Origin of the sequence: Actinocrinis sp., assembly GCF_035938995.1 — a bacterium.
GTDB lineage: Bacteria > Actinomycetota > Actinomycetes > Streptomycetales > Catenulisporaceae > DASZGI01.
The window spans coordinates 1-5,637 of sequence record NZ_DASZGI010000348.1 but is presented as its reverse complement, the minus strand read 5'-3'; the positions used below and the strand labels follow the sequence as shown (position 1 = coordinate 5,637).

At 70.3% G+C, this 5,637-nt stretch carries 4 protein-coding genes and 1 riboswitch; of the genes, 1 reads left to right on the top strand and 3 read right to left on the bottom strand.

Features of this window, described 5'->3' with window-relative positions; translation table 11 throughout:
- A partial coding sequence (locus VGZ32_RS24585) for a thiolase family protein (protein WP_326888555.1) occupies positions 1-953 on the top strand: 953 nt, incomplete at its 5' end.
- Positions 954-1,557: 604 nt separating this feature from the next.
- Here VGZ32_RS24585 and VGZ32_RS24580 read toward each other — a convergent pair.
- From VGZ32_RS24580 to VGZ32_RS24570, 3 genes are all read right to left on the bottom strand, one after another.
- On the bottom strand, positions 1,558-2,757 hold the full coding sequence (locus tag VGZ32_RS24580) for a CaiB/BaiF CoA-transferase family protein (protein ID WP_326888554.1): 1,200 nt from the start codon (positions 2,755-2,757) through the stop codon (positions 1,558-1,560).
- Positions 2,758-2,762: 5 nt separating this feature from the next.
- The gene (locus VGZ32_RS24575) at positions 2,763-4,418 is read right to left on the bottom strand and encodes an NRAMP family divalent metal transporter (RefSeq protein ID WP_326888553.1); all 1,656 of its coding nucleotides are present in this window, start codon (positions 4,416-4,418) and stop codon (positions 2,763-2,765) included.
- Positions 4,419-4,753: 335 nt separating this feature from the next.
- Positions 4,754-4,927, bottom strand: a riboswitch (M-box (ykoK) riboswitch).
- A 131-nt stretch (positions 4,928-5,058) separates the two neighbouring features.
- Positions 5,059-5,601: a YbaK/EbsC family protein gene (locus tag VGZ32_RS24570; protein ID WP_326888556.1), complete on the bottom strand. Its 543-nt coding sequence runs from the start codon at positions 5,599-5,601 to the stop codon at positions 5,059-5,061.
- Positions 5,602-5,637: the final 36 nt, after the last annotated feature.

Here is a 5,637-nt window from a genome sequence, read left to right as displayed (position 1 = left end):
TCGCCCGCAACGCCGTGCTCGCCGCCGGCTGGCCGCTCAGCGTGCCGGGCGTGACGGTGGACCGGCAGTGCGGGTCGAGCCAGCAGTCGGTGCACTTCGCCGCCGCGGGCCTGGTCAGCGGCCAGTATGACGTGGTGGTCGCGGGCGGCGTCGAGTCGATGAGCCGCGTCCCGATGGGGTCGTCACGGGGGGCGACGGCGAACCCGTCAGGATCGGGGCTAGAGACCCTCTTCAAGGGAGTGCCCCCGAACCAGGGAATCGGCGCCGAGATGATCGCCGAACGCTGGGGCTTGTCCCGCACTCAGCTCGATGAGTACTCCCTCGCCTCGCACCAGAAGGCGGCGGCCGCCATCGACGAGGGCAGGTTCGCCGGGCAGATTGTCCCGGTCAAGCTGGACGACGGCACAGTGATGGACACCGACGAAGGCGTCCGCCGTGGCTCGACGCTCGAGAAGCTCGCTCAGATCAAGCCCGCGTTCAAGCCGGACGGCGTGATCCACGCCGGCAATAGCTCGCAGATCAGCGATGGCGCGGCCGCCCTGCTGATGACGACCAGCGACACGGCGCGCGAACTCGGCCTGACCCCAGTCGCCCGCGTGCACACCGCGGTGCTTGCCGCCGACGACCCGGTGATCATGCTGACCGCGCCCATTCCCGCGACGCAGAAGGCATTGCGCAAGAGCGGCCTGCGACCCGACGAGATCGGCGCGTTCGAGGTTAACGAGGCGTTCGCGCCCGTCCCGCTCGCCTGGCTGGCCGAAATCGGCGCGGACCCTAAGGCGCTCAACCCCAACGGCGGCGCGATCGCGCTCGGCCACCCCCTCGGCGGCAGCGGCGCCCGCATCATGACCACGCTCATCCACCACATGCGCGACAACGGCATCCGCTACGGCCTTCAGACCATGTGCGAAGGCGGCGGCCAAGCCAACGCCACCATCCTCGAACTCCTCTAACCCTCGGCCGGCTCCCGCTCGCACCCACCGCGCCTCGCGCCCGCCTCGCCCCACCCGCGCTCGGCATCCACCGCGCCTCGCGCCCCACCCCGCGCGCCCCCCTCACCGCGCCTCGCGCCCGCCCCCTCACCGCGCCCCGCGCCGGCCTCACCCCACCTCGCCTCGCCCCGCGCCCGCCCGCGTTCCACCGCCGCTCGCGTTCCACCCCTCCCCGCGTTCCGCACGCGGCCACTGCTTGCTCCAGCAGTGATAACAGCAAGAAATGGCTTGTCGCCTGCAGGCCCGGAAAGATCGTGCGGGATACCGCCCGGTTTCCGTGGCGTTATCCCGCACGATGATTTTGCGAAGCTGATAACAGCAAGAAGCGTGTCGTGCGCCAAGACGATGGATAGTTAGGCACCTCTGAGGTGCCTAACTATCCACTAATCTTCGGGGAGTCCCCGGCGGGCGCTGATAACAGCAAGAAGCCGCTCGGCCTCACCCCGACCGCAGCCACTTAGGGCGCGAAAAGCACATTTTTTGTCCGATTTATCCCGATTCTGGAGTAACTTTCGCGCCCTAAGTCGCCCAGGCGCGTGATAACAGCAAGAAGCGGCTGAGGCCGCTACGCTTGCCAGATTGCGCCAGCGGCGAGCAGGTCGTCTACGTCGTCGAAGCCCACGGCGGTGAGAACCTCGCGGGTGTGCGCGCCGGGGCGGGCGATCCGGCCCGGCGGCAGCGCGGCGATCGGGGCGCTGCCCGGCACCGGGGAGAAGCGCGGCGCGGGTGCGGGCTGGACCAGTCCGTCGACGGTCACGAACGTGCCCCTCGCCGCGAGCTGGGGGTCGGCCGGGGCTTCGGTCATGGGGCGGACCGGGGCGACGCACGCGTCCGTTCCGGAGAAAATCTTTGCCCACTGATCGGCGGAGCGTTCCGCGAACCTCGCCGCGAACCGCTCCCGCATCGAGGGCCACCCCGCGCGGTCGTACTGCGCCGGCAGATCGGCGGGCAGCCCCTCAGGGGCGAAGAGCAGCCGGGTGAACTCGGCGTAGAACTGCGGCTCGAGCGCGCCCACCGCCATGTACGACCCGTCGGACGTCGCGTACACGTCGTAGAACGGCGCGCCAGTGTCCAGCCGGTTCACGCCCCGCTCGTCCGCCCACGCACCGCCGGCCAGCAGCCCGTAGGTCATCGCCTGAAGCACCGCGGTGCCGTCGACGATCGCGGCGTCGACCACCTGGCCGTGCCCGGTCTGCCGCGCAGAAAACAGCCCCGCCACCACGCCAAGCGCGAGGAACAGCGCGCCGCCGCCGAAGTCGCCGAGGTAGTTCACCGGCACCTGCGGCGGGCCGCCGGCCCGGCCGATCGCGTGCAGCGCCCCGGTGACCGCGATGTAGGCGATGTCGTGCCCGGCGGATCCGGAAAGCGGCCCGTCCTGCCCCCAGCCGGTCATCCGGCCGTACACGAGCCGCGGGTTGCGGGCGAGGCTGTCGGCGGGCCCGACACCGAGTCGTTCCGCGACGCCGGGGCGGTAACCCTCGATGAGGGCATCGGAGGACGCCGCGAGCCGCAGCACGACCTCGGCGCCGCGCGGGTGCTTCAGGTCGACGACGATCCGCCGCTTTCCGCGGCTGGTGACGTCCTTGTCCAGCGGGACGGTCGACGGCGGCCCGCCCGGCCGGTCCACCCGGATCACCTCCGCGCCGAGGTCGGCCAGCAGCATCCCGCAGAACGGTCCCGGCCCGATCCCCGCCAGCTCCACAACCCGTACCCCGGTCAAAGGCCCGGGCAGCGACCCGGGCAGGGGCCCGGCAGCGTCGGTCATGGCACTCAGTGTGCCACGGCCATCAGCACGACCTTGAGGACGACCATGACCATCGCGACCGCCAGGTAGCCGCGCAGCGCGATGAGGCCGACCCGGCGGGCGCCGGTGATCTTCGGCACTGCCAGCTCGGCGAGCGGCGGCATCCGCCACATCATCCGGTCGGCCTGTGCAGAGTCATCGGCGTCCCGAGGCACGGACCGTCCGCGGCGCCGGATGCCCTGGATGCCCCGAGCCCCCAGCCAGCCGACCGCCGTCACCGCGACGGCGGCGCAGCCCGCCACGATCGCGATGATCTGGGTGGCCGTGATCGCGGGGAACATCACCGACGCGACCAGCACGATCGACAGCGTGACGAGCGCCGCGATGACGGCCGAGGTGAACGCGTTGGTCTTCGCGGTATTGACCCAAGGGCCGAGCACCGCCTTGTCGTTGCACAGCATGAGCAGGAAGACCGTGGCCGCGGGCAGCAGCACCCCGGCCAGCACCTGCACGCCCTCGGTGATCAGCCCGAGCGGGGAACCGGGGATGAGCACGATCGTGGCGGCGGCGCAGATCAGCGCGGCGTACAGGGCGTAGAAGCCCTTGGCCTGGCCGACGCCGCGGTGCAGCGAGTGCTTCATGCCGAGTACGTCGCCAATGGCATAGGCCGACGACAGCGAGACGGCGAACGCGCCGATGATGGCCGCGTCGAGCAGCGCGACGGCGAACAGCGCCCCGGCCACACGCCCCGCGTACAAGGCGACGCCGTGAGCGAGCCCGGCGGAGTCGGTGAAGTGCCCGGCCGCCCCGGTGCCCGCGAACGCGGCGGCGGTGGCGCCCATCAGCGCGGCCGCGCCGAGCACCACGATCGCGATGCCGATCCAGAGGTCGGCCTTCTCGTACTTGATGAACCGCGGCGTGATCCGCTTGTCGATCACGTAGGACTGCTGGAAGAAAAGCTGCCAGGGTGCCACCGTGGTGCCGACGATGCCGATGACCAGCAGCATGACGGTCGCCATCTGCCCCGAGCCGCCCGGCAGGCCGGGGACCACGAAGCCGTGCGCGATCTGGCCGGCGTTCGGGTGAGTGAGCAGGACCAGCGGGATGAGCAGCAGCGACCCGGCGCAGAACGTCACCGCGATCCGCTCGAACCTGCGGAAGCTGCCGGTGAACGCCGCGGCGATGATCACCCCGGCGGCGAGCACCACCGCGACCAGCCTGGGCACGCCCAGGTAGCCGGCCGCCAGCGTGATGCCGATGAACTCGGTGATGATGGTCAGCGCGTTGAGGATGAACAGGTCGATGACCGAGAACGCGCCCCAGAACTTGCCGAACCTCTCCAGGATCAGCCGGGCGTGGCCGACTCCGGTGACCGCGCCCAGCCGGAGCACCATCTCCTGGTTCACGTATAGCACCGGAACCAGCAGCAGCAGCGTCCACAGCAGGCGGGTGCCGTAGTTCTGCCCGGCCTGCCCGTAGGTGGAGAACGCGCCGGCGTCGTTGTCGCCGCACATCACGATCAGCCCCGGGCCCACGATGGCCAGCAGCGTCTTCAGCTTGGCGGACAAGCCGGTACGCGGACCGTGGTCGTCGACGGCGATCGTGCCGAGCGCGCCGCGGATGTCGCCCACGTGCGCGTCGTCAAGGACAGCGACGGGAGCGGGACGGGTAATGGTGGCCATGGTGAACACCCCTTTCACGTCAACAGATCTGACGGGAACAGGGGCACACGCTGCGTTGGGCCCGAGCGGAGGCAGGCCGCGCCGACCCTGCCCAAGGGAGGGTGAGGCGCGAGTTCGGATTAGCTCAGTTCAGCGGGAATTCAAGCCTTCGGGGCCTTTGCGTGTGCCGGAACAGAATGGGATAGCAGCGAGGAGGGCCAACTTCGGCCCGGACTATCAGAGTCCATCGCAGCCTCCCTTCTGTCGCGACGCACGGGGGCGCCAGGCCACGCGTGCCATCAAGGCACATCACCGTGACACCTGAGGAAACACTCGCCAGGAGTGGGATAGTCCTGGCCGCACCTCTCTCGTAAGAGCTTTGGCACTCCACGGCGTATTGCGGCCGATGACCGCCAGCCACTTGGCCTCACCCCTTGGGCCGGGGAGAGGTGTCCTGATCCGGAGCGTCTCTCGACGGTTGGGATCAGTGGCCTATGTCCGTGAAGACGCCTCACCGAACGAGGTGTCCCGTTTTCAACCTCACCCAGGATGCCGCTGGGAACGCGGAGTGTCAATTCGGCGCGCCGCCGAGGCTGACGGAATGGTCAGGCAGCCCGGGCCTACAGGCTCCTGGTGACGGTGACTGGTTGCTAGCCGTCGGTTACGGGTTTACCGGGATGCCCAGGCCGGGCAGCACCTGGCCCGAGGGGATCGCGGCGACCAGGCGGCCGGGGAGGCGCAGCTTGGAGCCGCGGATCCCGGAGCCGATGATCACCGAGCCGGTCTTGGCCACGGCCTCGTCGACCAGCACCGGCCAGTCCGCGGGCAGCCCAACCGGCGTGATCCCGCCGTACTCCATGCCGGTCGCCGCCGTCACGTCCGCCATCGGCGCGAACGAGGCCTTCCTCGCGTCCAGGCGCCTGCGGACCAGCCCGTTAACGTCCGCCCGCGTGGTCGCGGCCACGACGCAGGCCGCGTACGTCGTGTTCCCGCCTCTCCTGGCCGCGATCACCACGCAGTTCGCCGACTCCTCCGGCGAGACCCCGTACCGCTCGCAGAACGCCGCAGTGTCCGCCAGCGCCGGGTCGATCTCGGCCACCTGGACCTCTTCCGCGCCCGGCCACCCCTTCAGCGCCTCCGCCACCGGCGCAGCCAGCAGTTCCGTCCGAGACAAGGCAGGCTGAAACAACAGCACAGCAGTCATGCCGCCCATCCAACCAGACCCCCGCGCCCCCGCGCC

What these genes read in the sequence shown, in the direction of transcription:
- VGZ32_RS24580 (WP_326888554.1), bottom strand. Translation starts at nt 2,757, where the DNA reads ATGACCGACGCTGCCGGGCCCCTGCCCGGGTCGCTGCCCGGGCCTTTG.
- VGZ32_RS24575 (WP_326888553.1), bottom strand. Translation starts at nt 4,418, where the DNA reads ATGGCCACCATTACCCGTCCCGCTCCCGTCGCTGTCCTTGACGACGCG.
- VGZ32_RS24570 (WP_326888556.1), bottom strand. Translation starts at nt 5,601, where the DNA reads ATGACTGCTGTGCTGTTGTTTCAGCCTGCCTTGTCTCGGACGGAACTG.